Raw genomic sequence first — 25,708 nt, 5'->3', positions numbered from 1 at the left:
AAATGGCACCAACCACATAAGTGATTGGTGCCAAACAAATGATTAGGGATAAGCACCCCAACATTTGACAGAGAGCCCGAAAAAAGGACTCCATAGGAGTCCTTTTTTCATGTAAGGGGAGTGTTAGTATTAACATCAAATGAGCAATGCATTTAAACAAGCTATACATTTTGGGGTTGATACAACTTGTCGGGAGATAAATGCATTTGGTAATCAGGGAATGTTACCAATACTCATCATTTGATGAACTTATTATATGCATAAAATGTGAAATTAAAGTGAAAATATTCGATAAATAATATCCATTTATCTGAATAAATAATGAAAATGAGATTTTTATGTAAGAAAATGTAAAAATCTATCAACAAAGATATATTCTGATAAATGGTGTTTATTAATAATTATTATCCAGAGGTAGTTGATTTTCATTATCTTTTCATCGAAGGTAACCAGAGCGTTATAAATATACGCAGTTTTATGATGATTTATTCCGTTTGAACAAGACGCGACCTATCTAGGAGGATCTAGATAGGTCGTTTCTTATTTATATGTGTAAATTATATGTAAACCTAAATAGGCTACAGCCGTTATAAAGCAGCCCGTTTGAGGGCTAAGTCGTCAATCATTTGCAAGTCGTCTAGTGGAGAGCGACCTCCTGTGGTGAGGTAGCCACCTACCATGATGCCGTTCAAGCCACCAGATAAGGCGTAAGCTTGTAAATCTCGCAAGTTCACTTCTCGGCCGCCAGCAGTACGAATGAGCGCTGTAGGGAGAATAAATCGGAAGACTGCAAAAGTTCGCAAAATATCTAATGGATGTAAGGCTTCGTTGTTTTCAAAAGGCGTGCCAGGAATGGGATTTAAAATATTGAGCGGTACAGAGTCAACATGGAGGCGTTTTAATTCAAAGGCCATTTCCACTCGTTGTTCTAACGTTTCGTTGAGGCCCAATATGCCGCCAGAGCAAACGCGAATACCTGCCTTTTGGGCATTTTCGATGGTGCTCATTTTATCTTCGTAAGAATGGGTGGAACAAATGGATGGGAAGTGGCTTGGAGCCGTTTCAATATTTGAATGGTACCGCGTTACTCCTACTTCTTTCAGGCGGAGCGCTTGTTCGTAAGTGAGAAGTCCCAAGGAACAGCAAATTTCAACGCCTACTTCTTCGCGAATCCGCGTTAGAACCTGTAAGATCTGTTCGAATTCATTAGGATTTGACGTGTTTCGGCCACTTGTTACGATGGAAAAGCGAATAGCGCCCGCCTCTTTTGCTTTTCGTGCTGCCGCCACGATAGAGTCCTCATCCATAAAAGGATATTCTTCGACACCTGTATCGTGATGTGCCGATTGGGCACAGAACTTACAGTTTTCTGGACATTTTCCAGAACGAGCATTGATGATAGCGCACAGGTCGACTTCATTTTCACTAAAGCGCTGTTTAATCTTATCCGCCATGGCTAACAAAAACATGGTGTCTTCGTCAGGAGTGTGAATTAACTGAATAGCTTCTTCTTTTGTAATTTCATGACCATCTAAGACGCGTTGTCCTATGGCTAAGATCGTTTCATAAGCGCTCATCATCGGTTCCTCGTAGTTTTCATAGATTGTAAACTGATACAAATAGTTCTAGTAGATTGTAAAGGAATACAAGCAATTTCCATCAATTGTAATTAGTACAAGTGATTTTTGCGGATTGTAAACTAGTAGAAAATATATAATTGACAATTTTATTATAGACTTTGTGTTTGCAGAATGTCAACCTAAATGGTAATCAGGTTAACAAATGGAATATATATATCGATTTATAGTATAATTAAGTATTGGAATTTTATGGTACGAAAGGAGACATAATGCAGCCTTTTCGTTTTATACATTGTGGAGACCTTCATTTAGGGGCTCCTTTCAAATATGCTCGGACTATGAGTTCCGCTGTGGAACGGACCGTAGCAGACGCTACATATGTAGCTTTTGAGCGAATCATCGATACTGCCATCAATGAATCAGTGCAAGCTTTCATCATTAGTGGCGATATTTATAATAGTGAGGATCATAATTTAGAGGCTCAAGTTCGTTTTGTAGGGGCTATGCAGCGATTGGCGGAGGCGCACATTCCAGTGTACATGGTGCAAGGGAATCACGACCCTGCTGAAAGCTGGCGCGCCCAGCTCACTATGCCTAACAATGTGCATATATTTTCGGACACCCAAGTACAGCGATTTCCCTTGATGGTGAACAATGTAGAAATTGGCGGAATTTACGGCATTAGCTGTGGTCATGGCAATGAATATATGAATTTTGCCACCCAATATAAAGCACTTGAGAGAGATGAGTTTTCTATTGCCGTCATGCATGGCACTGTAGGATCTAGTAAGAATAGCGAGGCGCACGATGTCGTAGGTCCTTGTAGTCTCTCCGATTTAGTGCAAGGTGCTATGGATTATTGGGCTTTAGGGCATATTCATAAATCGCAAATTCTCCATAGCGACCCGATGGTGGTCTATCCCGGCAATCCGCAAGGCTTGCACCGTAAAGAGACGGGGCCAAAAGGATGTTACTTAGTGAAAGTATCTCATAATGGTCACTGTGATTTGGCGTTTATCGATACCGCAGCTCTTCGCTTTGAAGAGATTAAACTAGATATTTCCGGCGTGCAACAAGAGTCGGAATTGATGGAATTATTGCGCATCAAAAAGGCGTCTTTACATAAGCAATATAAAAAGCCCATCCTCTTATCCGTCCAACTCGTAGGGGCCGGCCCGATGCACACATTAGCAATGGATGAAGGGGTTCGCCAACATTGGCTCAAAGACAGTCAACGAGAAGAAGTGAGTAAAACTGGTTTCGTCATGCCTTATAAATTGATGGATCGTACGAGACCGTCTGTGAACCTAGGGGAACGGCGCATGCTGAATGATATGGTAGGGGACTATTTGCGCGCCTACGATAGAACAATTACAGATGTGGCTAGTGTGAAACAAATTCTGTTAGATCGGCCAGAAGCGAAGCGCTTAGGGGCGTATGCAGAATTGCTTTCACCAGAACTATTGCAGCGCGTCATGGAACGCAGCGAAATTGAAGGCGTTACGATGTTGATGGGGGCGAACAATGAAGATACAGAACATTAAAATCGATTCATTTGGGCCTTACCGTAACTGGCAATTTTCTGCCGCTCCTAGTGGAGTGCAACTTATTTATGGACCTAATGAAAGCGGTAAAACATCTTTGTTAGAAGGCTTGCGGACGCTCCTATTTGGGGGTAAACATAAAAAGTACGGTTATTTTGAAGGCTCTGCAGATCTTGAAAAAGATGGCAAAGTCTACTATTTAGGGCGCCACCAAAAGCAACTCGATTTCTATACTTATGGCGAGCCGTCTATGCAAGAAGAACCAAGCCAAGTGTGGTGGCATGGGCTCGATAAAAAGACCTATAATCGCATCTTTGCCGTAACCTTAGAGGATTTGCAAGGCCTTGATATCCTTCAAGAAGTAGATGTACGAGCTCGATTCTTCGGTGCCGAAGGGGGAGAGCAATTAGGAAGCGCCGTGAAAGGCGTAGAAAAGAACATTACAGATTTGCTAGTGGCTTCTACGTCCGGCAAGAAACGGATCAATGTTCTCTTAGAACAGTTGGCAGAAAATAAACAGCGCCTAGCAGATCTATCGAAACAGGAAGCACAATACGTGGAATTGCAGCAGGCTTATCGCAATTCGGAACAAACAGAAGCAGAAATTCAGCATCAAATCCGAGAGTGGCAAGACTACCGAGAAGGCATCGACATGGTATTGCGCGCTTGGGATACGTATGGGCGGAGCGAAGAAGCGAAGCAACATATGCACCGTTTTATGCCTGATGAATCGATTGACAAAGAAGCTTTCATGCGCATCGACGAAGGTTTGAAAGAAGCACAGCATCATATGCAGTTGTGGACCGATAAAGAAGATGCTTTGAAGCCTGGCAATTTTGATCCACAAGGGCCTTTTGCTTTGTATGGTCAAGATGTAGAAGACTTAGTGCAACAAAGTGCTAAGTGGGAACAATTGCGCCGCGAATGCGATGAAGGGGCATCGTATATCAACAAAGTGAAAGACCAATTGGCTTTTTCGCGTTCTTTGCATTCGGCGTGGCACACAGAAGGCGAACTCGAGGATGATATCAACTGGTTCGAAGGGGAACGCTTGTCGAAACGATTGAGATCTGCTAAAGAACAGTTGTACTATTGGGAGGAACGAAATCCAGAACAATCTGTTCATGCTGATAGAGCTCCATGGACTGAGCTAGGAGTTTCTAACATAGCTGCTAGTGAATCAGATGTTTTAGCAGTCGTTACAGGAGAAAATGGAACAACTGAGGAGTCTATAACAGGGGCTACAACAACTGCAGAGGGTACAACCTTCCGAGCATGGCTAGAAGAGGAAATCAATACTGTTGTAACCGATATGGAAGCGCTCCGTCTTTCCCTCCATGATCGAGGTGCGACGTCGAGTCTCCCTGTGTGGTTGCAACGCATCGGCGGTTTAGGTGCCGTTGTAGGGGCTGTTATGGCATTAGTGGGGATCGTCGTGTTCGAAGCACCTCAGTACACCCTTATTGGCACTGTGTTGCTCGTATTGGGCGTTATTTTGTTCTGGTACGCTTGGCGCTTGCGCCATCAGGCCAGTGTCGACGATAGCAAATTGCGCGAATTAGAACGCTTGGAAAAACGCCATGAACAATTACTTTCACAGTTGGAACGAGAAGCCCAATCGGGTGATAGCGCATCCCTCGATTTCGAGGCCTCTGCTAGGGCCCAGTCATACCGCGAAGAAGGTAAGATTTTGCAAGCCAATTATGATATGGCCTTAGCAGAATGGCAAGCGTGGTTGCCACAAGGGGCTGTAAAAAGCTTGAGTGACGATGATTTCTTTAGCATGAAGCAAGAGTATGACCAATACCATGAGCAATTGCGCGTTATTGAAGGCTATGAAAAGCGCTTAACAGAACATGAAGAGGCCCTGAATTTAATTGAGGAACAAGCATCTACTTTATGGTATAATCTAGGAATAGACACATCGGTGACACCGACAGAGTTGAAACGCATATACAACCAGTATAAGAATTTTCAGCAGCAAATGATTCGGTGGGAACAGAAAGAATCGCAGCGCAAAGCCTACCGCTTGGAATATGACAATTGGCATCGCAAAGAAAAAGCTCTTCTCTTAGAACAAAAAGCATTGCTCGAAAAGACGGGAATTGAAGGTGCGAATGAGTACCGTCAACGCCTCATTGATGAAAATCAGTATAAGCAATGGAAAATGATTTATAAACAAAGCCAAGTACAGCTCGATTTGTTGACGCCAGCAGGGGAAAATAAAGACTTATTTTATCGACGTCTGCGGGAAGGTAATAAAGAGCATTGGTTAGAAGAAGAGGCTCATAGCGATGGCGAAATTGCGAAACTACAAGAGTCCTTAGCCAACGTATATGAAAAACGCGGACAAATTGTGGAAGCTATGCGCGCCCTTGGTTCTGATGGGGCTCAACGAGAAGCCTTGCAGGAGCGAAGTGAATTAGAACGAGAATTAGAATCTGCTTTAGAAGATTGGGCAACACAAGTTGTCATCGCCCATTGCATGGATGGAGCACAACAATCTTATGAAGAAGAGTCGCAACCTAAAATGTTGACTCTTGCATCAAACTATATCGAACGCCTCACTAATGGTACTTACACGCTGGATATGTGGGGATTGGAAGCAGGCTTAGCGTTGTTAGATAAGAACGGAAAACGATTAGAGGTATCCTATTGGTCTAGTGGGTTAGGGGACCAAGTATATCTTGCACTACGATTAGCATTAGCTAAGGTCTTTTCCTATCAAGTTGATGCATTGCCTATCATTTTAGACGATATTCTCGTACGTTTTGATGAAGATCGTCAGCAAAGCGCATTACAGCTCTTAGCTGAGCTCGGTGAAGAACAACAAATATGGATATTTACATGTCAGCAACAAGTGTACAACATGGCAGGCGCCATCGATGGCATTGAGCGACATAAGTTAGAACGATTATAACGATACATATATAAGTCTGTAGAAAGGGGGAACAATGAATACAGCTTATTTAGATATGATTCAGGGTAAGAATCCTGGCGTAACGCCTGTGTGGTATATGCGGCAAGCTGGCCGCAGTCAGGCGGCGTATCGCAAAATTAAGGAGAAATACACATTATTTGAAATTACGAAAATTCCAGAGCTTTGTGCGCAAGTTACAGAGCTACCGGTCAAAGAATATGGTGTTGATGCGGCGATTCTCTATAAAGATATTATGAGTCCTATGGTTGCTATCGGCATCAATGTAGATATTAAGCCTGGCATAGGGCCTGTCTTTGAAACACCTATAGCGAGAATCGAAGATGTAGAACGATTACAACCATTTGATCCATCCAAAGTAGACTACATTGCTAAAACGATTTCTCTTTTGACTACAGAAGTATTAGATGTGCCGCTCATAGGTTTTTGTGGAGCTCCTTTTACTATTGCGTCCTATTTAGTAGAAGGGGGACCGACAAAAAACTACAATAAAACGCGGGGCCTCATGGTCGGTCAAAGCGATGTATGGCATACATTGATGGAAAAATTAGCTACTATGTCCATTGACTATCTATCTATGCAAGCTGAAGCAGGTGCTAATGCGTTGCAGATTTTCGATTCTTGGGTAGGTGCGGTCAATGAGGAGCAATATAAGCAATATATTTTCCCTCACATGGAACGCATCATTAGTACTGTAAAAGAGCGATTCCCAAGCTTACCGCTGGCTATGAATGGGGTTGGTACGAGCCATCTCGTGTCGACTTGGGCGCAACTGCCATTAGATGTAGTAGCCCTTGATTGGCGTAGTTCCATTGGGGACGCAAAAACGAATGGCATTACCCAAACGGTACAAGGTAATTTAGATCCAGCTTATTTATTGGCAGATACATCAGTAATTGCCCAAGAGGTGGACCGCATCTTAGAAGAAGGGGTACAACATGGCAAGCACGTATTTAACTTAGGCCATGGTGTATTTCCTGAAGCAGATCCAGAGAAATTAAAGTGGTTGACTCATTATATACATGAAAAGAGCCGTCAACTATGGGGGAACAAGTAGTAGAAGATGAATAATACAGCAATTTTATTACTTTCTTTTGGTACCCCTAGTTCGGTAGAAGACTTAGGCCCTTATGTGACCAGCATTCGCCGCGGCCATGCGCCAAGTGATGCGGAACTAGCTATGCTAGCAGAACGGTATACGTCCATTGGACAATGGAACAATCAAGCTTTGCAAGACATGGCTTTACGACAAGGTCGGGTGCTGCAAGAACAGTTACAAGATAAATGGGAACAAGATATTCCTGTTTATGTAAGCTATTTGCATGTACCTTCCGAAACGAGTTCTTTTAGTATGAAAGAAACCGTAGCACGTATGGTGAAAGACGGTTATTCGCGTATCGTCGCTATTGTGACGACTCCTTTCTATTCATCAGCAGGTACAGGCGATTACGAACGTAAATTGCAGGTCATCACTGACGAGTACCCTAGTTTACAAGTAGAGTTTATCCAGTCTTGGTGGTTACAACCGTCCTTTGCCTATTATTGGATGAAAGCTATCGATGCATATATTACGAATACGGAAGATAGTCAATGGCAACCTAGCGATAGTCATGAAGATATCCCATATAGTACAAAGGATACGCATTTCATTTTTTCTGCTCACAGCGTGCCAGAAGAGACGGCAGGCGATTATAAAGACAATATCGAAAGGGCAGCTACTTTCATTGCTCAGCGCAGTGGTATGGCAAACTATAGAGTAGCATTTCAAAGTGCGCCTCCTCGTCCTGGTTGGTTAGGACCATCCATCGAAACTGCTATCGAAGAGGTTCTCAAAGAAGGAGCAAAACGCATTGTTTTCATTCCTTTTGGATTTGTCAGTGACCACGTAGAGATATTGCACGATAATGATGTGGCCTGTCGCCATCTCGTTGAGGCTGGAAATGCCATATATGGGCGGGTTATGATGCCTAATGATAATTCCTTATTTATAGAAGCTATGGCCAGTGCCATTATGGAAAGGATTAAGAAGTGAACATAACAATTGTAGGCGGTGGCCTCACAGGTCTTACTGCAGCGTACTATTTAGGTCACGCCAAACCAGACTGGCACATACAGGTTTATGAACAAAGCTCTCGCCTAGGCGGTAAAATTCAAACAGAACGAGTAGGTGACTTTGTCGTCGAATTAGGTCCGGACTCTTATTTGGGGCGTAAAACAGAAATGACGGACCTCGTAGTAGACCTCGGGTTAGGCCATACCTTAGTATCCAATGCGACAGGTCAGGCTTATGTATACGATCGAGGTACAACGCATCCTATTCCTGGAGGATCCATTATGGGTGTTCCGACAGAAATGATGCCCTTTGTGAAAGCATCCCTTATTTCTTGGACGGGTAAATTGCGCGCCGGGTTAGACTTTTTTAAAAAACCATACCCTTTAGATAAAGATGGAGACGTGTCCATTGGTCATTTCTTTAAATACCATTTAGGCCAAGAAATGATGGATAAACTCATTGAACCTTTATTAGCTGGTATTTACGGCGGTGACATTTATAAAATTAGCCTCTTATCCACCTTTCCTCATTTTATTCAAGTAGAACAAAAATATGGGAATATGGTGAAAGGCATGATGGCTGCTAAAATGGGACATAAAAAAGCAAATGTATCGAAAGCCGCTCAAGGTGAAGCTCACGTTGGTGACGTACCGAGAGCTGGTAAAGATACGATGAAAGATAAGGACTTTGATGAAAAAGAAAAGTCCTTGCCTACACAACAAGGCAATCCTTTAACACATAAGCAACCACCAGCACCGCAACACAATGCAGCAAAAGGCACAGCTTCGCAATCGGGCATGTTCCGGCAATTGACGGGCGGCCTTGAAAGCGTTATTCAGGCTATCGTTGAGCAAATGCCTAGCAATGTAACCATAACGACACATACAGAAGTGAGCAATATTAATCGTCAAGGCGATGGTTATATACTAGCGCTGGGTGCTGATGAAACAAGCGTTTATACAGATGCCCTCATCATTGCTACACCGCCCGCTTCGTACCGTCAATGGTTCCGCCATGATGAGGTATTTGATGCGGTGCGTAACATGGAACAATCTAGTTGTGCTATTGCCATTATGGCTTTTAAAAAAGAAGATTTTGACGGTGAATTAAACGGTTCAGGCCTCTTAATTACTCGTCATACTGATACACCGTTGACGGCGTGTACCATATTGAATCAAAAATGGCCACAAACGACGGGCGATGATACAATCGTATTGCGCGTATTTATTGGTAAACCTGGTAATGATGCGATAGAACGATATAAAGATGAAGAATTGGCGCAGCTAGCCGTGAGAGAAATCCAAAGGATTATGAACTTCTCGGCTGAACCGGAATGGGTGAAAATGAATCGCCTTGTGCGCAGCATGCCGCAATATAATGTAGGTCATCGTGCTGCAGTCAATATGGTTAATGCTCATGTTAAGGAGCATTACCCAAATCTCTATCTCATCGGAACGCCTTTTGATGGCATCGGTATTCCTGATGGTGTAAAACAAGCTAAAGAACTAGTAAATCAACTAGTTGAACACTAATAGTTATACATTTATAGTTTATACATGTTACATACTAGTTATATATTACATACTTTGATAAGGAGTGATGATAATGGGAAAAGCAATTCCTACAGTAGAAGGCTGGCATAGCCAACATATGGTATTCTCCATGGACTTTAGTGCATGGAACTGTTTTAGCGATGCTGAAAAAGAAGCAGCACGTAACGAGTTAAAAGCATACTTAGCAGAATTAGAAGCCATGCATCAAGCAAAAGAAGGCAGCTATGCGTTCTATGATGTGAATGGCTATAAAGGTGACTTGCTCTTATGGATTTTAGCGCCATCCTTAGAAGCGTTGGCACAATGGGAACGTAAATTCCGTCGTCTAGCTATTGCATCTGTACTAGTACAAACTTACTCTTACACATCAGTGACAGAAGTAAGTGCTTATGTAAAAGCAAAATTAGATACGCCAGAAGTAGAAGCAAAATTATATCCAACAGTACCAAAAGACAAATACATTTGCTTCTATAATATGAGCAAAAAACGAGAAGCACAAGATAACTGGTTTATGTTATCTCAAGAAGAACGCGGTGCCTTTATGCGTGCACACGGCATGACTGGCCGCCCATATTTAGAAGTATTATCTGAATACACCACTGGCGGCGTCGGCTTAGACGATTGGGAATGGGGCATTACCATCTTCAGTAATGACGACATTCAATTCAAAAAAATCGTTTACGATATGCGCTTTGAAGAAGCCAGCGCACGATTCGGCATTTTCAGCGACTTCTATGTAGGCACTATCATTGATGACGCTTTGTTGGCGGAGATTTTTGCGTAAGATAATCGGCATGTGTTAATTAACATGTTATATATTGCATAGTTTGAAAGGACTACCATATTAGAGAGAGATCTCTGAATGTGGTAGTCTTTTTTGTATGTAGATGCGGGTTATCTTATACTGATACATGAGATATGATATACTGAAAGAGATATGAAAAAACATGAAAGACAAATTTTAGAATGACGATTATTCTGTAAAAGTCAGAAATTTACCTAATTCACTTGCTTATAGAAGGATAGTTTTGATGTGAAATAAAGGTTGTGAGGTTTAAGAGGTAGTAGATGAAATCCATAATTTGGTCATATATAAAAAAACTATATAGTATTCTTTGGTGGAGTTTTTTATCTATTATCATACTCTGGGCTATTATAGGTACTAGTTATAAGTTTTGGGGACAGGATTTGATTCAAAAGGATAGGATTGAATTGACACAGGCATTACAAGAGTATTTTCCTCATGATCGCTATCATATAGAGGGAATGCCCTATGATTCAGTTCGCCGAAATTTAATATCAAAAGCAGTTGCCATTAATATAGTAAGAGATGAACAGCACTCAGATATTTCAACCATTGTTCCAGTGCAAGGTGAGTGGACATTGCAACGGAAATATTGGAATTATCGCACATATGAAAGTGAGCAGTATATAATCTATATTTATCTCTATGGCGATGAAAGCTTTTATAAAGTGTCTATAGCCAAAAACAATTGGTTAGAATATTTAGCCTTTTAAGTGCTGGGTACACTTAGCCGTACATAGAGTATTCCAAAGCTATAACAGAATCAAAATTCTGACTTTATGCAGGCCGTTAGGCTGTCAGCATATTGGAAGAATTTTGAACTGTTATGGTGTATACAAAAAACATAAATGCAAAAACCGCAATTATCTATGAGTCTATATCATAATTAATTGCGGTTTTTATATTATCTTTTTACGATGGACTTTGGTATACTCTGTATAGACAAAATATTCTATAGAATTTAAATATCTGTAGGATTGATATGGTCTACTTTCATAGAAGGTATGGGCTATTTACTTTCATAGAAAGTATTGTGGTAGGTTACTTTCACAAATGGTACTCATAGATGGGCTAATTGTGGAATATCAAGTGATATGAGAAGGAGCATATATATGGAGAGAATGGATAGCCTTATTGAACAGCAGCACTTAGAGCAAGCTGTGTTAGAAGCAAATGGCATGTATAGTAGCCAGTTTGAAAAAGATGCGTGTGGCATGGGTTTTGTGGTAAATATTAAAGGTCGTAAGTCACATGATATTATTGACGATGGTTTGCGTATTTTAGAGCGCTTAGAGCACCGTGGTGGCGCTGGTGCCGATAAAGATACTGGTGATGGTGCTGGTATTTTGGTGCAAATTCCTCATGAGTTTTTCAAACGGGAATGCGAAGTGTTAGGCATTCATTTGCCGCCTGCTGGTGAATATGGCGTAGGTATGATCTTTGCGCACAAGTATGAAACGCTTCGCAATGAGCAAAAGCGTATTTTTGAAGACGTTGTTCGCGAAGAAGGCCAAGTTGTTCTCGGTTGGCGTGAAGTGCCAGTAGATGGTACAAAAGTTGGTAAAGAAGCGGCCGCCATTCGTCCGTGGATGATTCAAATTCTCATCGGTAAAGGTCCTGATGTAACAAATAATAGAGAATTTGAGCGAAAATTATATATCATTCGCAAGGTAGCAGAAAAGCGGATTATTCCGTTAAGTAAAGAATTATCTAGTGATTTCTATATTGCTTCCTTATCGTCTAAAACGATTGTTTATAAAGGGATGTTAACGCCAGGGCAGTTACGCGATTTCTATCTTGATTTAAGCGATCTTGATTTCACATCTGCCTTAGCCATGGTGCATTCTCGTTTTAGTACAAATACATTCCCAAGCTGGGCGAGAGCTCATCCGAACCGTTTCCTCGTGCACAATGGTGAAATTAATACTATTCGAGGCAATGTGAATTGGATTAATGCTCGAGAAGGGAAAGCGGAATCGCCATTGTTCCCAGATATTAAAAAGGTATTCCCTGTTGTTGATGACAGCGGTTCTGACTCGGCAATGTTTGATAATACCTTGGAATTTTTGCATATGACAGGTCGTTCTTTACCACATGCCATTATGATGATGATTCCGGAGCCTTGGGAACGAAATCCATTGATGAGCCAAGAGAAACATGATTTTTATGAGTTCAACAGCTTTATGATGGAACCGTGGGATGGTCCTGCTGCTATGGGCTTTACTGATGGTACTGTTATCGGTGGTGTGCTCGATCGCAATGGCTTGCGCCCTGCTCGTTACTATGTAACAACGGATGATCGCGTGATTATGGCTTCCGAAGTAGGTGTCGTGGATGAGGTGGCTGAGCATATTCGTGCCAAAGGTCGTTTGGAACCAGGTAAAATGTTACTCATCGACACAGAAGAAGGTCGCATCATTTCTGACGAAGAAATTAAACAACGAGTTGCTACTGAGTTGCCATATTCTGAATGGGTGAAAGAACACGTTATTCACTTGTCCGAAATTACACAAGCCGATGAAAGCATGATTCCTACTATTGAGGATCTATTTAAGGAACAACAAGCCTTTGGGTATACCCAAGAAGACTTAGTACGTATGATTATCCCCATGGCGAAAGATGGCAAAGACCCTGTGGGCGCTATGGGTGCCGATGCGCCACTAGCGATTTTGTCGGATAAACCGCAATTATTATATAACTACTTTAAGCAAATGTTTGCACAAGTGACGAATCCGCCTATTGATTCCATTCGAGAAGAAATGGTTACATCCACTCGTGTGATGCTCGGTAATTCCGGTAATTTAACAGAGCCAAATAAGGCGGGTACTTATGCCTTGTCTATGCGGACGCCGATTTTGACGAATCAAGAATTAGCCTCTATTAAAGCGCTCGATTGTCGTCGTATGAAATCAGTAACATTGCCGATTTTATTCGACCCAACAAAGGGTCCTGAAGGTTTGCGCGATGCCTTGGAGGAGCTTTGCGAAAAGGCGGAAGAAGCAGCTCGTACAGAACAAAATGTATTGATTTTATCTGACCGCGGTGTGGATGAGAACCATGCTCCTATCCCTGCTTTACTGGCAGTAGCAGCAGTGCATAACCATTTGATTCGCAAAGTATTGCGCACAGAAATCGGTTTAATTCTCGAGTCCGGTGAGCCGAGAGAAGTACATCATTTCTGTACATTGATCGGTTATGGTGTAACTGCTATTAACCCATATTTAGCATTAGAAACCGTGAAAGATTTACATGAACGGAAACGCTTAGGTGATATTTCCTTAGAAACAGCAGAAGAAAATTACATTAAGGCGTCCGTGAGCGGCATTATGAAAGTTATGTCTAAAATGGGCATTTCTACAGTCCGTTCTTACCATGGTGCACAAATCTTTGAAGCCTTAGGATTAAATACGAACTTCATTAATAAATTCTTTGTTAATACGCCTACACGTATCGGCGGTATCGGTTTAGGTGGCGTTGCACAAGAAGCATTGGCGAGATTTAATCGAGCTTTCAACAGTGATGAAACAGTTCTTGAACCAGGCGGCTGGTATGGTCCTGTTAAAGATGGGGAAGAGCATCTATTTAATCCAAAAACCATTGATCTCTTGCAAGAGTCCTTGATTACAGGGGATTACGCAAAATACAAAGAATATTCTAAAGCCATCCGCAATGATTATCATGTTACATTGCGTTCGTTGATGGAATTGAATTATCCTGTTGGCGGTGGCATTCCTATTGAAGAAGTAGAAGATGAAATGTCCATTGTTAAACGATTCAAAGCGGGCGCTATGAGCTATGGGGCTATCAGTAAAGAAGCGCATGAGACGATTGCCATTGCTATGAATCGCTTAGGCACTACGTCGAACTCCGGTGAAGGGGGCGAAGACGTGGCGCGCTTTACGCCATTGCCTAATGGGGATAGCATGAATTCAGAGGTTAAGCAAATCGCATCTGGTCGTTTTGGGGTGACAGCAAATTATCTCGTGAATGCAAAAGAGCTGCAAATTAAATGCGCGCAAGGTGCTAAACCTGGTGAAGGTGGACAATTGCCAGGTAAAAAAGTGTATCCAGACATCGCAAAAGCTCGTCATTCTACGCCTGGTGTAGAACTTGTATCGCCACCACCACATCACGATATTTATTCTATCGAAGATTTGGCGGAGCTTATTTACGATTTAAAATGCGTTAATAAAGACGCTCGCATTTCTGTTAAATTGACTTCCGAAGCTGGCGTAGGAACCATTGCTGCTGGCGTAGTAAAAGCGAAAGCAGATAATATCTTAATTTCTGGTTATGATGGTGGTACTGGTGCCGCTGGTCGTACATCTGTAAGACATGCTGGTGTACCATGGGAATTAGGTTTGTCCGAAACACACCAAACATTGATGCTCAATCGCTTACGTGATCGCGTTCAATTAGAGGTAGATTCTAAATTGATGACTGGTTTTGATGTAGCTATTGCGGCTATGCTAGGGGCTGAGTTATTTGGATTTGGTACATTACCGCTCGTGGCGGTAGGCTGTAAAATGGCTCGTGTATGTCATTTAAATACATGCCCTTACGGTGTGGCTACACAAGATGAAGCATTGCGTGCTCGTTTCGCTGGCAAACCAGAATATGTAGAAAATCTGATGCTTTTCATTGCTCGTGAGTTGCGTGAAATTATGGCTCGTTTAGGTATTCGTTCTGTTCGCGAATTAGTAGGTCGTATTGATTTAGTACGACAAAAATCACAAGACGATAATTTTAAATTATCTCGCGTCGACTTAAAACGAGTGCTATTCCATCCATATGTAGATGCGTCGGTAGGCCATATGCATGAACATGACCAAGATCATGAATTAGAACGTACATTGGATATGTCTAAATTGCTTCGCATGTGTCGTCCTGCCATTGAAGAGCAAAAACCGATTCGTGCAAAATTAGCCATTACGAATATTAACCGTGTGGTAGGCACTTTAGTAGGGTCTGAAGTAACTCGTAAATATGGTGAAAGCGGCCTTCCAGAGAATACGATTAAACTCAATTTTGAAGGTTCTGCCGGACAGTCTTTTGGTGCTTTCATCCCTAAAGGTATGACCCTTGAACTAGAAGGGGATGCTAATGATTACCTCGGTAAAGGTTTGTCTGGTGGTACGATTACCGTATATCCACCGCGTCAATCTATTTTTGAGGCGGACGAAAATATCCTTATTGGTAATGTGGCGTTCTATGGAGCTACCTCCGGTAAGTCTTATATTAACGGCGTTGCAGGTGAGCGTTTTGCCGTTCGTAATAGCGGTATTACTGCCGTTGTAGAAGGTGTTGGCGATCACGGCTGTGAATATATGACTGGTGGTGAAGTGCTTGTATTAGGCAGAATCGGTCGTAACTTTGGGGCTGGTATGTCCGGTGGTTATGCATATATCCTCGATTGCGATGAACGATATGTCAATGCTGGTCTTGTAGAATTGCGTAGCGCCAACGATGATGATTTGAAACGCATTAAAGAACTAGTAGAGCAACACGTATTGCATACCAACTCTCCTAAAGGTCGTCATATCCTTGAGAACTGGAATAATTTTACTCACCGATTTACAAAAGTTGTGCCTGTAGCTTATGAAGATATGCACAATGCTATTGAGCGATTCATGAATGACGGATTGTCATTGGAAGATGCACAGTTAGCAGCATTTAAAGAAAAATATGCTAATTAACAACATATAAACGTGTGATGACTTTTATGAAAGCCTCTGCAGCTTTGACTGTAGAGGCTTTTTCATGTATAATATGAGTATTGCAATATTGGATCATGGCAGTCCTCGGGCCTGTGCAATGGAGGCCTGTGAATCGTGTCAGGACTGAGAGGTAGCAGCACTAAGCGGTAACCTTCATGTGCCACGGGGAACCCGGGGGCTGTCGTGATCGAGTATTGTAAGTATCAAATATAGCACCCTTAGGGGTGCTTTTTGTGTATATAGTTAATGAGGCATAATGAAGTGTTCTGCTACACTAAAATTGCTACATATATATCTACTCTTTATATCCTAGATACTTGCTTAATACCATTGACTTAAAATCTCTATATAACTTTCAAAATTCTTTTATTTCGACCACAAGAAGGAAGCTCGTCGATTTGATGAACTTCCTTCTTTTTGTTTATAAATAGTTTATTCATACATAGAAAGGGAAGGGGAAAGAAAAACTCCCCTCCGTGCAATGAATCGTCATTTAGTGTTATAATAATTATTATTAGTTTTTCGTGGTAAATATTGCGATTTGCAAAGGAGGTGTTCACATGGCATATATCGCGTTGTATCGGAAGTACCGTCCTCAAACTTTCACAGATGTGGTCGGTCAAGATCAGGTTAGTCATACGTTGATGCGCGCTATTCGAGATGACAAAGTGGCGCATGCCTATTTGTTTGCTGGTCCTCGCGGCACTGGTAAAACGAGTATGGCTAAGATTTTTGCTCGTGCTATCAATTGTGAACACGGTCCCACAGACCATCCGTGTAATGAATGTGCTGCGTGTAAATCGATTTTGAGCGGTCAATCTATGGATGTGCTCGAAATTGACGCCGCATCGAATCGTGGTATTGATGAGATTCGTTCTCTCCGTGAAAGCGTTCGCTTTATGCCTGTAGAGGGGCGAAAAAAGGTGTTCATCATCGACGAAGCCCATATGCTTACTAATGAGGCTTGGAATGCTTTATTAAAGACTATTGAAGAGCCGCCAGATCATGTGATGTTTATCTTTGCTACTACGGAAATTGAAAAATTGCCAGTAACGATTATTTCTCGGTGTCAGCGGTATACATTCCGTCGTATTACTTCTGACGATATAGCGAAACGATTGCAATACGTAGCTCATGAAGAAGGTTTCGTATTAGATGAAAATGCAGCTCGCCTTATTGCCGTTCATGCTGACGGTGGTTTGCGGGATGCGTTGAGTATATTAGACCAATGTGTTGGCATGGCAACTGGTGATATTACGCCAGCTGTAGTAGAAGAGTTAATTGGTCTTGTTAGCAAAGATTGGATTATTCAATTTTTAGAGGCTATCCATAGTGGGGACGGAGCAGAAGTGTTACGGTGCTTGCAGCAAGCCCTTAGCGAAGGTCGTGATGGGGCTCAAATTATGGAGGCTTTGATTCAACATTTGCGCATGCTTCTCATTGCGAAAGTGGCGCCAGATGCAGACGAGTTGAAAGTATATGATTCGTTCCGTGACGAATTTTCAACTCAAGCAGAGCGTATTGATTTTACAGAGATTAATCAGTATATCAAAAGTTTGCAGAACATTAGTAACGATGCGAAACAAGTCGATAATCCGCGTACGATTATTGAAATGGGATTGCTCGTTTTGGCTGCCGGCACTAGTAGGGTTGAGACGGATATTGATGAGCGCTTACATGCACTGGAACTGGCAGAGCGCAAAGAACGAGAAGCAGTGCTCAATCGATTGACGAAATTAGAAAGCCAAGGACCTGCTATGGGGGCTTTTCCACCAGGTGGGTATACAGTTCCCTCACCTTCTGTAATGAACACCAATATGGCTCAGCTACCAATGAATGGGGGGGCTATAGGGACAACATCCATGCATAGTGGCGTTACAGGTATAACACCACCATCTCTGAATAGAGGAGTGGGTATGACACCTCCACCTATGAACAGTGGCATGGGCATGATGCCACCACCGATGAATGGTGGAACAGGTATGATACCGCCCCCTATGAGTAGAGGCGAAGCGTCAACGACGCAAAATAGAACTTCATCGGCTAGAGGTCGAGGGAAGAAGTCAGGCATCTCTCAGGTGGCAACGATTAGCGATACCATGGTCAGCGCTGGCGAATATAGAAACATGCAAGGCAATGTGATAAAATATTTGCGTGATAGCAATCAATCTATGCATTCCTCCGTGTTAGGGCAAGGCCAACTAATTTATGTGGATCGAGAGAAAGCTGTTATGGCTTTCAAAAATAAGTTGCACCTCAATTTATTAGCGAAAGATGAGAATCGACATATTGTGGCCTTAGCATTCCAATATGCTTTAGGATATCCTGTGTATGTGGAAATCGTAGATGCATTGACGCCTATTTATAAAGAATATAAACAAGCAAGCGGTGCTAAAAATAATCGAGCAGTACCACCAAAACAAGCTGCACCGCAGCCAGTGGTACAAGAAGGTCCGCCGCCAGAGTCGACGAATTTATTGGAAGACTCTCCAACAGCTGTCAATGAAGGTCGTTCTGTAGCGCCTACAGATAATAACAGCAATACTGTCCGTGGGGGCATTGACAGCGAAGCCCGTGTTTCTGCTAAGAATGCAGCGTTAGCCGCCTTAGCAGCAAGGGGGATTACACCACCCACAACAGAGGACGTGCCTATTACGGGATTTGATGGTAGCCCTGTGAGCGCCCCTGCATTGAGTGAAGCTGTTCATGATTCTGTCAATGATTCTAGCGTTGGTGGAGCTAAGCCTCAACCTGATTTGGATGAGGGGGACGGTGGAGAGTATGTATTTGATGATAGTGACGAATTTCCAGTAGAAAGTTTAAGTACCATCGAAGTCGTTACTGACGATGGAGAAGTCGTAAGCCGTCCTATGGATAGCGGTATGACGGTAGAGGTAGAATCTGTCCCAAAGTCGAATGACGCAGATGCCAATGATAGAGGCGGGAATGTTGCAGCACATAATGATATAACTGCAAATGAAACCGATGAAATCGTTACTGTTGAACCTATTGATTCGGTGACAGTGAAACGAGAGTACGCTTGGGATCCTGCGAATTTGAGTGAAGAGGAGAAAAATAATCCCCTCTTAGCCACTACATTAGAGAAGCTTTCAGAAGACCACGATATTATTGTAGAGGTCATCGAAGAATAAGATGTAGCATTGCACTATAGCGTGTATATTTGCATGATAAAGTGTAAAATAAAAGTATATAGTTAAACGAATAGTTATGATGTAAATAAAGGAGACAACGATGTTTGGTAATAAAGGTATGGGCAATATGGCAGGCATGATGAAAAAAGTTCAAAAAATGCAGGCTGATATGCAAAAAATGCAAGAAGAATTAAAACAACGCACTGTAGAGGCTTCCGTTGGAGGTGGCGCTGTAACAGTGGTGATGAATGGTGAAAAAGTATTAGAGTCATTGAAATTAAATCCTTCTGCCGTGGATCCAGAGGATGTAGAAATGTTAGAAGATTTAATCATGGCTGCTGTTAATGAAGCAAGTAAAAAAGTAGATGACTTGTTAGCGCAAGAAATGGGCAAAGTAACGGGTGGTCTTAACTTGCCAGGTTTATTCTAAATGACAAATGCATTAGAACGGCTCGTAGAACAATTACGACGATTACCGGGGATTGGATCTAAATCGGCACGACGTTTGGCGTATCATTTAGTGGAAATGCCTCAAGAAGAGGTAGACCGCTTAGTAGAAACCATTGTGGAAGCAAAAGGGGCTACTCGCCATTGTTCTATTTGCTTTAATTTATCCGCCCAAGATCCTTGTGAATTTTGTAGTAATCCAAATCGCGATAAGACGACCATCATGGTTGTAGAAACGTCGCGCGATGTTATTGCTCTCGAACGAAGCGGTGACTATAAGGGGTTGTATCACGTCTTAGAAGGGGCGTTGTCTCCCTTAGAAGGTATTGGCGTAGAAGATATTCGCATAAAAGAGCTCATTAGTCGCCTTCGCGATGGCAGTGTAGAGGAAGTCATCCTCGCTACCGATCCTGATGTGGAAGGAGAAGCGACCGCTCTTTATTTGGCTCGTTTATTAGGGCCTAGTGGCATTAAAGTAACACGTATTGCACGAGGTGTACCTGTTGGTGGGGATATTGAATATGCCGATGAACTCACCTTAGGTGGCGCCGTTGTGAATCGTCAAGAAATGAAGGGATAATATGGAAGTCTTATTAGCATCACCTATCGTATCAACTGTCATTGCCATTGTAGTGGCTATTGTAGCTTTCAAAATGACATTTTTTACATTGAAAAAAGTCTTTTGGAACTTAGTAACTGGCTTTGCTACGTATTGGATTTGTGTGAATATTCTCAATATTCCTATGGATATTGGCCTCGGTATTTGGTCCTTAACAGTTCTCTTTGGCCCAATTCCGATGATCTTAGCCGCTATATATTACTGGCTCTAATCTAAGAGGAGGATAGTATGGTTATTAATAGTCAACAACAGCTCGTTATCGATGAATTAGACCGCAATATCCTCTTGTTGGCGTCCGCAGGGACGGGAAAAACGAATACATTAGCGCACCGGGTGGCCCATATTATTGATAGTGGCCGCAGTGAGGCCCATGAAATTTTGTGCATGACCTTTACTAATAAGGCGGCCAATGAAATGAAAGGGCGTATTCAATCTTTGGTGGGGAACGCTGGGAAAGCTGTGGAGATTAGTACGTTCCACAGCTTTTGTTTTTACGTGTTACAACAAGAGGGTAAACGAGACGAATCACTTTATACAGATGTGACTATTTTTGATGAAGAAGATTGTAAAGAGCTTTATATGCCTTTTAAACCGAACCAAATGCGGGACATTAACTTTGCCAATCTCATTGCCCTTGTGAAAGAATACAGATCTCTTTATAGTTATTATTCAGATCGCAGCAGTGATGATTATAAACGGACTATTGAACGCCTTCGCCAGGAAGAGGCTAAAGCGGTAGAGAAATTGTTCCAACATTTCAATCATACCTTGGTGGAGGCTCTCAACAATTTCTGGCAAGTGGGGTATCAGTGGATTGCCAGTTATGATGAAAGCTTGCAATCTGTTCACGGCGTAGACTTTACGGATCTCATTTGCGGTGTACATCGCCTTTTTCAAGATGAAACAGTGCGAGAGCGTTGGCGCAGTCGCTATAAGTATATTGCGGTGGACGAAATGCAAGATACTGGCGTTTTGGAATACAAAGTAATGGAAATGCTTTGGGAAGGCAATTACGTGTTGCTCTGTGGCGATTATTTCCAGACCATTTACGAATGGCGCGGATCAGATCCGTTCCGTTTACTGGCCGATTTCGCTCGCGATTTCGACCCTGTGAAAGTCATCTTCTATGAGAACTATCGGTCCAATCGAACCCTCTTTACGACCGCTTTTAAAACGTTGCAGAACATGTTCCCTGAGCTCGTTAATTCCGTGTACCATGAATTGCCACGGGCGCACGCAGAGAACAGTGGAAATCCTGTCCTTGTAAGGGGGTGCCGTAATGAATACGTAGAGGCTAACTATATTTACGATTCCATTTGTGCTTTGCCTCGTGATGCGTCCATTGCGGTCCTCGTTCGAGATAATCGAAAAGCCCAGCGATTAAGCGAGTTATTTGCTCGTTATAATGCCGATAAAGGGCCCGAACAAGGGCGCGAGTTTATGATTATTGACGAGTATAAATTTTTCCGCTGTCAAGAAATCAAAGATATTATGGCCTATTTTAAATTGTTGATGAATCCGAACGACTCAGTTAGTGCGAAGCGAATCATTAAACGTTACGTTGCCGGTATTGGTGAAGCCCGTATTCGGGATATTGAAAGCCCACGCATCCGTAAAGTAGGCTTGAAGTTGACGGATTTTATGGATATGCCTATTTTTGAAGCGGAGCCCTATGCAAAACTAGTAGAAGGCCTCGATGGCGATGTAATTGTGTTTGATGTAGAAAGTACGGGCACTGATACGACAGAAGATCGAATCATTCAAATGGCAGCAATCCGTATCGACAAAGATGGAAACGTTGTTGATAGCTTTGAGCGTTTCATTAATCCTGGTCGCCCTGTAGGGGATTCTGCATTAGTTCATCATTTCACGGATGAATATTTGCAAGCATACGGAGAAAATCCATCAACAGTACTTCGAGATTTTAAAGAGTTCGCACATAATCATATTATTGTAGGGCATAATGTAAATTATGATATTAGCATCTTAAATCATGAATTAGCACGTCATAATTTAGGAGAACTGCAATGTAAGGCTGTATATGATACATTAGATATATTTAGACGATTCTATCCTAATTTGGAAAATCATAAGTTAGGATTTTTAGCTAATCATTTTCCGATTCATCATGAACCGACGCATAATGCTATGGATGATATTTTGGCGACAGCCCAATTGTTGATTTACGCTGTGCGAGAAAATATCATTCCTACTACGACGGATCGCATGGTTGCCATTAATCAATATAAAGCAGCTTTTACCACTATTGCGTCGCAAATGGCGACCTTGCGGGGGAAAATGCATCGGGAAAATCCGACGCAATTGTTAGCCTATATTATGAATCAAATGGGTGTTCTGGAGTACTATAAATCCCACGGCGAAATGGCTAAGGTTCAATATATTCGCCAATTGTACCGAATTATGGAAAGTCTCGATAAGGAATACCAAGGAACTACTGGTTTGGCTCGGTTGAACCATATTTTACAATTGGCTGCTTTAACTGCAGGGGAACCACAGCAACAGCTGAAAGGCGATAACCGCATACCGATTATTACAGTTCATCAATCGAAAGGTAGCGAGTTTGACCACGTCTTTTTGGCAGGCATGAACCAAGGTGTATTCCCTAGCTTTATGGCCTTAAAAGAAGGCAATGAAGAGGAAGAAAAACGATTGTTCTATGTAGCTATTACGCGGCCAAAAGAAGAACTAGTTATTACCTATACTCGTGAGTCCCAGCGCGGACAAGGGACAGAGGCGAGCGCATTCCTTAACTACTTGCCTCGAGATCCACAGTTAGTGGAACGTATATATTAAATAATGAGTTAATGGAACGTATTTATTAAACGATAGTTAGTAAACGATGTATAGAAAAGGAGCCTCTAATGGCACGAAAAACACAGAGACCAGATGATATAGTGTGGACTGTTACAGAAGCGCATATAGAACGTGTGCAGAGCGATGCAAAAGAAGCTTCTCAATATGAAACCCCTACTGTGCTATTAGGGGCTCTATTAGACACATTGTATCCTCGTAAAGCGATGGTGAAGCTCTTTGATGAGAAATTAATCCATGTGGATGGACACAAGGCAACACCGAAAACAGAGGTTGCTATAGGCAGCGAAGTATGGATTGCGATGGCGAAAGAAAAAATTGACTATGAACCGGTGGCGATGGATCTACAGATTGTCTATGAAGATGATGATTTGCTTATCCTTGATAAACCAGCAGGTGTGACGGTAAATTCGCCAAACCAAGTGTCGTTGGCTAATGGTGTAGCTCATTATTTTCGAGAACATGGTATTAAACGAAAAGTACGTTTTTTAAATCGTTTAGATCGAGATACAACAGGTTGTATCGTCATCGCTAAAAGTGGGTTAGCCCAAAGTTTATACCAGCAACAGATGGATGATGATCGCTTTGAGAAGTGGTATACAGCCATTGTAGAAGGAATTATACCTAGTACAGACGGTTTATTATCGACAGAAGGAGGCTTATTAGAACTTCCTATGCGTCGTAGCGCTGATGGTATTCATTACGAAGTACACGAGTCGGGGGTTATGACGCGTACTGAATACAGAGTTATCAAAAAAAATGATAAGCGAAAGAGTGGGATTGTGCACGGTGAAGATACACCTATGGAACTAGCTGTGGATAACTTTGTGGACAATGATGGTGCAGATGTGGATAATGTGGATAAGTCGGTGGATAACTTTACAAGTGCTGTGGGTAATACCTATAGACGCCATAAAAATGACGATATCGACTCGACGTTACAAGGTTTAGAAATACAGATAAATACTAGTGTTTCTGGTTGTACAAAAGTGGAAATCCGCTTGTGGACTGGCAAAACACATCAAATTCGCGTTGCTTTCAGTCACTGTGGACATCCTCTCGTTGGGGATAGCTTATACGGTGGACAAATGACAGAAAATTCATTCCAATTGCGTGCAACAAAGGTCGTTTTTGACCACATACGCACAGGGGATCGGATGATTGTAGAGGTTTAGTTATTAGAAATTTTTATTATATATAGATTCTATGAACTATATCATTAAAATCACTACATAGATATGGAAATATATGCTAAGATGTCTATATTAATCTATAAAGGGACTATGTAAGAGGTGCATTATGATTTTAGAAGAACGTAGTGTGGAACGTCATCGAGCCATAACTATGACTAGTGTTAAAGGGATATTAGGGAATGCAGTGCTGGTAGGCTTTAAAATATTTGTAGGCTTTGCATCTAATTCCATTGCTATTATCCTTGATGCGGTAAACAATTTAACAGATGTTTTATCATCGGTACTGACTATTATTGGTACGAAGTTAGCTTCGAAACGGGCTGATAAGGAACATCCTTTCGGTCATGGGCGCACTGAATATATGACGACCATGGCCATTGCTTTCATCATTTTGACGGCAGGGTTCATGTCACTTAAGGAGTCAATTGATAAAATTCTCAACCCTGAACCATCTGTTTTTGATATTCCTGGACTAGTCATCATTGCAGCAGCCATCATTGTGAAAGTCATCATGGGGCGCTATACGAAGGCACAAGGTGAAAAATACAGATCTGATGCGCTCGTTGCATCTGGTGTAGATGCTTTATTTGATGCAGTCATTACCTTTGCTACGTTAGTATCCGCAGGCCTCGTATATTTTCTAAATATTGATATACAAGGCTATGTGGGGGCTATTATCTCTTTCTTTATTTTGAAAACGGCCTTTGAAATCCTCCGTGAGATGTACAATAAATTGTTGGGTATTCGGGCGGATGATAATTTAGTGCGAGAAATTAAAGAAACCATCGCTATGCACCCGCAAGTAGGAGGTGTATACGATTTAATTTTAAATAGCTATGGCCCTGGTGAGACCGTCGGATCTGTTCATGTTTCTGTACCAGAACATTTAACGGCTGGTGAAATTCACCCACTCTTGAAAGGCATTGCCGTTCATTTATATAAAAAATTTGGCATCGCTATGACCGTTGGCATATATGCAGAAAATGAAATTAGCGTTGAAGTATCTGCCATTCGCCAAGCTTTAGACCAAGTATTGAGCTTATATACAAATGTTGTTCAAGTCCATGCTTTTTATGTAAAACTTAAAGAAAAAGTTATTTACTATGACATTATTTTTAACTTTGACGAAGAAGATCCATATGGTACATTGGAACTCATTAAAGCGGCTATGAAAGAACGATACCCAGACTATACACAATTTGCCATTGTGGATGTGGATTTTAGTAATTAGTGACAGAATTAATTAGAAACAATAAAATAGTTACATAAATAAGA

The 25,708-nt window shown here is 41.9% G+C and carries 16 protein-coding genes and 1 other RNA gene; 16 read left to right on the top strand and 1 reads right to left on the bottom strand.

Annotated features, from left to right (window positions below; translation table 11 throughout):
* Positions 1–587: 587 nt before the first annotated feature.
* Complete coding sequence (bioB, locus tag NFR29_RS04780) at positions 588–1,577, bottom strand: biotin synthase BioB (protein ID WP_251424053.1); 990 nt, start codon at positions 1,575–1,577, stop codon at positions 588–590.
* Between the two features lie 272 nt (positions 1,578–1,849).
* Between bioB and NFR29_RS04775 the strand changes: the two genes are divergently transcribed.
* The 16 genes from NFR29_RS04775 to NFR29_RS04700 all read left to right on the top strand — a co-directional run bounded on the left by NFR29_RS04775 (position 1,850) and on the right by NFR29_RS04700 (position 25,664).
* Complete coding sequence (locus NFR29_RS04775; RefSeq protein WP_251424046.1) at positions 1,850–3,124, top strand: metallophosphoesterase family protein; 1,275 nt, start codon at positions 1,850–1,852, stop codon at positions 3,122–3,124.
* Complete coding sequence (locus tag NFR29_RS04770; protein WP_251424044.1) at positions 3,105–6,044, top strand: ATP-binding protein; 2,940 nt, start codon at positions 3,105–3,107, stop codon at positions 6,042–6,044. Before NFR29_RS04775 ends, NFR29_RS04770 begins: the two co-directional genes overlap by 20 nt.
* A gap of 34 nt (positions 6,045–6,078) precedes the next feature.
* A complete protein-coding gene (gene hemE / locus NFR29_RS04765) occupies positions 6,079–7,119 on the top strand; it encodes a uroporphyrinogen decarboxylase (protein WP_251424042.1) in 1,041 nt (346 codons plus the stop codon).
* A 6-nt stretch (positions 7,120–7,125) separates the two neighbouring features.
* On the top strand, positions 7,126–8,094 hold the full coding sequence (gene hemH / locus NFR29_RS04760) for a ferrochelatase (RefSeq protein ID WP_251424040.1): 969 nt from the start codon (positions 7,126–7,128) through the stop codon (positions 8,092–8,094).
* On the top strand, positions 8,091–9,647 hold the full coding sequence (gene hemG / locus NFR29_RS04755) for a protoporphyrinogen oxidase (protein WP_251424038.1): 1,557 nt from the start codon (positions 8,091–8,093) through the stop codon (positions 9,645–9,647). Before hemH ends, hemG begins: the two co-directional genes overlap by 4 nt.
* Before the next feature lie 73 nt (positions 9,648–9,720).
* Entirely contained in the window at positions 9,721–10,452 is a 732-nt protein-coding gene (gene hemQ / locus NFR29_RS04750) for a hydrogen peroxide-dependent heme synthase (protein WP_251424037.1), read from the top strand.
* Between the two features lie 284 nt (positions 10,453–10,736).
* Positions 10,737–11,186: a hypothetical protein gene (locus tag NFR29_RS04745; RefSeq protein ID WP_251424035.1), complete on the top strand. Its 450-nt coding sequence runs from the start codon at positions 10,737–10,739 to the stop codon at positions 11,184–11,186.
* A gap of 399 nt (positions 11,187–11,585) precedes the next feature.
* Complete coding sequence (gltB, locus tag NFR29_RS04740; protein ID WP_251424032.1) at positions 11,586–16,169, top strand: glutamate synthase large subunit; 4,584 nt, start codon at positions 11,586–11,588, stop codon at positions 16,167–16,169.
* 102 nt (positions 16,170–16,271) lie between these two features.
* An RNA gene (gene ffs / locus NFR29_RS04735) (signal recognition particle sRNA small type) lies at positions 16,272–16,371 on the top strand.
* Positions 16,372–16,750: 379 nt separating this feature from the next.
* Complete coding sequence (gene dnaX, locus NFR29_RS04730) at positions 16,751–19,342, top strand: DNA polymerase III subunit gamma/tau (RefSeq protein ID WP_251424031.1); 2,592 nt, start codon at positions 16,751–16,753, stop codon at positions 19,340–19,342.
* Positions 19,343–19,442: 100 nt separating this feature from the next.
* The gene (locus NFR29_RS04725) at positions 19,443–19,772 is read left to right on the top strand and encodes a YbaB/EbfC family nucleoid-associated protein (protein WP_251424029.1); all 330 of its coding nucleotides are present in this window, start codon (positions 19,443–19,445) and stop codon (positions 19,770–19,772) included.
* Entirely contained in the window at positions 19,773–20,369 is a 597-nt protein-coding gene (gene recR, locus NFR29_RS04720) for a recombination mediator RecR (RefSeq protein ID WP_251424026.1), read from the top strand.
* Between the two features lies 1 nt (position 20,370).
* Positions 20,371–20,619: a hypothetical protein gene (locus tag NFR29_RS04715; protein WP_251424021.1), complete on the top strand. Its 249-nt coding sequence runs from the start codon at positions 20,371–20,373 to the stop codon at positions 20,617–20,619.
* 17 nt (positions 20,620–20,636) lie between these two features.
* Positions 20,637–23,222, top strand: coding sequence for a 3'-5' exonuclease (locus NFR29_RS04710; protein ID WP_251424018.1), 2,586 nt, complete (start codon positions 20,637–20,639; stop codon positions 23,220–23,222).
* A 68-nt stretch (positions 23,223–23,290) separates the two neighbouring features.
* Positions 23,291–24,415, top strand: a complete 1,125-nt coding sequence (locus NFR29_RS04705; RefSeq protein WP_251423987.1) for an RluA family pseudouridine synthase — start codon at positions 23,291–23,293, stop codon at positions 24,413–24,415.
* A 124-nt stretch (positions 24,416–24,539) separates the two neighbouring features.
* On the top strand, positions 24,540–25,664 hold the full coding sequence (locus tag NFR29_RS04700; protein WP_251423984.1) for a cation diffusion facilitator family transporter: 1,125 nt from the start codon (positions 24,540–24,542) through the stop codon (positions 25,662–25,664).
* The last annotated feature ends 44 nt before the right edge of the window (positions 25,665–25,708 follow it).

Source organism: Veillonella agrestimuris (genome assembly GCF_943193065.1).
GTDB classification, from domain to species: Bacteria; Bacillota; Negativicutes; order Veillonellales; family Veillonellaceae; genus Veillonella; species Veillonella agrestimuris.
Note: the sequence above shows the minus strand (reverse complement) of the source record. Positions and strands in the feature narration are given on the sequence as shown.

Excerpts from the sequence above, each read along its gene's own strand:
- bioB (WP_251424053.1), bottom strand. The coding sequence starts at position 1,577 with ATGAGCGCTTATGAAACGATCTTAGCCATAGGACAACGCGTCTTAGAT.
- NFR29_RS04775 (WP_251424046.1), top strand. The coding sequence starts at position 1,850 with ATGCAGCCTTTTCGTTTTATACATTGTGGAGACCTTCATTTAGGGGCT.
- NFR29_RS04770 (WP_251424044.1), top strand. The coding sequence starts at position 3,105 with ATGAAGATACAGAACATTAAAATCGATTCATTTGGGCCTTACCGTAAC.
- hemE (WP_251424042.1), top strand. The coding sequence starts at position 6,079 with ATGAATACAGCTTATTTAGATATGATTCAGGGTAAGAATCCTGGCGTA.
- hemH (WP_251424040.1), top strand. The coding sequence starts at position 7,126 with ATGAATAATACAGCAATTTTATTACTTTCTTTTGGTACCCCTAGTTCG.
- hemQ (WP_251424037.1), top strand. The coding sequence starts at position 9,721 with ATGGGAAAAGCAATTCCTACAGTAGAAGGCTGGCATAGCCAACATATG.
- NFR29_RS04745 (WP_251424035.1), top strand. The coding sequence starts at position 10,737 with ATGAAATCCATAATTTGGTCATATATAAAAAAACTATATAGTATTCTT.
- gltB (WP_251424032.1), top strand. The coding sequence starts at position 11,586 with ATGGAGAGAATGGATAGCCTTATTGAACAGCAGCACTTAGAGCAAGCT.
- dnaX (WP_251424031.1), top strand. The coding sequence starts at position 16,751 with ATGGCATATATCGCGTTGTATCGGAAGTACCGTCCTCAAACTTTCACA.
- NFR29_RS04725 (WP_251424029.1), top strand. The coding sequence starts at position 19,443 with ATGTTTGGTAATAAAGGTATGGGCAATATGGCAGGCATGATGAAAAAA.
- recR (WP_251424026.1), top strand. The coding sequence starts at position 19,773 with ATGACAAATGCATTAGAACGGCTCGTAGAACAATTACGACGATTACCG.
- NFR29_RS04715 (WP_251424021.1), top strand. The coding sequence starts at position 20,371 with ATGGAAGTCTTATTAGCATCACCTATCGTATCAACTGTCATTGCCATT.
- NFR29_RS04710 (WP_251424018.1), top strand. The coding sequence starts at position 20,637 with ATGGTTATTAATAGTCAACAACAGCTCGTTATCGATGAATTAGACCGC.
- NFR29_RS04705 (WP_251423987.1), top strand. The coding sequence starts at position 23,291 with ATGGCACGAAAAACACAGAGACCAGATGATATAGTGTGGACTGTTACA.
- NFR29_RS04700 (WP_251423984.1), top strand. The coding sequence starts at position 24,540 with ATGATTTTAGAAGAACGTAGTGTGGAACGTCATCGAGCCATAACTATG.